The organism is Moorena sp. SIO4A1, assembly GCF_010672065.1.
In the GTDB taxonomy this organism is placed as follows: Bacteria; Cyanobacteriota; Cyanobacteriia; order Cyanobacteriales; family Coleofasciculaceae; genus Moorena.
In genome coordinates, this window is the sequence record NZ_JAAHHX010000737.1 from 1 (window position 1) to 1,419 (window position 1,419).

General features: G+C 42.0%; 2 protein-coding genes. One reads left to right on the forward strand and one right to left on the reverse strand.

Annotation, left to right across the window (positions count from 1 at the left end; translation table 11 throughout):
* Positions 1 to 225 (forward strand): helix-turn-helix domain-containing protein (locus tag F6K53_RS42470; protein ID WP_293086551.1); only part of this gene is annotated, 225 nt, incomplete at its 5' end.
* Positions 226 to 473: 248 nt separating this feature from the next.
* On the opposite strand, the gene F6K53_RS42475 is transcribed toward F6K53_RS42470, so the two are convergent.
* On the reverse strand, positions 474 to 1,419 hold a 946-nt coding region (locus tag F6K53_RS42475), incomplete at its 5' end, for a transposase (protein WP_293086554.1).

The following is a 1,419-nucleotide window of genomic DNA, read 5'->3' on the forward strand; positions in this document are numbered from 1 at the left end:
TCTATAAATGCAGAGGTGGCACAGTTAATTTATGAAGCCAGAACAAAAGCGGGGTTAACCCAGAAACAGCTTGCAGAACTTGTAGGTACAAAGCAGCCTGTGATTGCACGACTGGAAGATGCTGATTATGAGGGACACTCCCTTTCTATGTTGCAAAAAATCGCTCGCGCTCTCAATCAGCGGGTAGCGATCGCGTTTATCCCTACCGCAAATCTGATTCAATAGACTATTTACAAATATAGCAGTTTTCAATTGGATGAAGTCATTTAGTCTAGGGTTTTAGGGAGTAGGGAGTAGGGATGCATCATTATTACCTATTTCTTTTTACCTTTTTAGCTCAATCCTCTTAACATCTTTATCATCTTCACATGAACAATACCAGCCTCCTCAAAGGAATCTCCCATTACTTCAAAACCTAACTTTTCTTGAACCTCCCTACCCTGAAAGAGGGTGGGGATTCCCAGGCACAACAACTATGTTGCTGTTATCTCCGTGGGCGTGACTTTCCCCCGCACCGGAGGTAGCTGGATGGGGTCAATACCCAGTTTTTTGAGACCCCTTAGTTTTATGTTTATTGCCCCATTGATATCAGCATCGTCATAGTGGCCACAGTTGGTACAGACAAACTTTTCTTTCTTTCTGTTACTTTTACTGACGTGATGGCATTTTGGGCATTTTTGAGACGTGTGCTTGGGATTTATTTTGACTACTGGTATGCCTGACTTCGCAGCCACGACCTCTATCTTTTTGACCAGTTCTCCCCAAGCTGCATTAGATATTGATCTGTTTAAACCTCTTTTTGCCGACTGTCCATTGCGGACATAGCCACCATTTTCGTTTGGTCTAGGTTTGCACCGAGATTTCATTGCTTTAATATTGAGGTCTTCAAAGACTAAAGCATCTGTTTCTTCAACTAATTGATTGGCAACATCCCAATGGTAGGCACTGCGGCTATTTGTTATTCGCTCATGAAGCGAAGCAACCGCTTCGTAAGACTTTCCTCTATTTTTGGATTCTTTTTTCTTCCGACTAGCAGCTTTCTGTCTCAAGTTCAAACGTCTTTCTTTACGTCTAAAAGATTTTTGTTTAGCCGGATTAGCTATTGTCTTTCCATTAGAAAGGCTTACTAACTTATTAATGCCTAGATCGCAGCCCTTGACTTTCAGAGGATTAATTTCGGTATTATCTTTTACTGGAGTAGGTGGAACCGATTTATCTTCGATTTGAAGACTTGCAAACCACCCACGAGCTTTTCTGCGAACAGTGACGGATTTCAGAATAAAACCCTCAGGTATAGGGCGGGAGTTGTAAAAACCCATCCATCCAATTCCTGGGAGGTATATCTTGTTTCCATTAAGCTTTACCTGACCAGGAGCATATTTGAAGCTCCTAAATCGTGACCTTCTTTTTGGTTTTGGG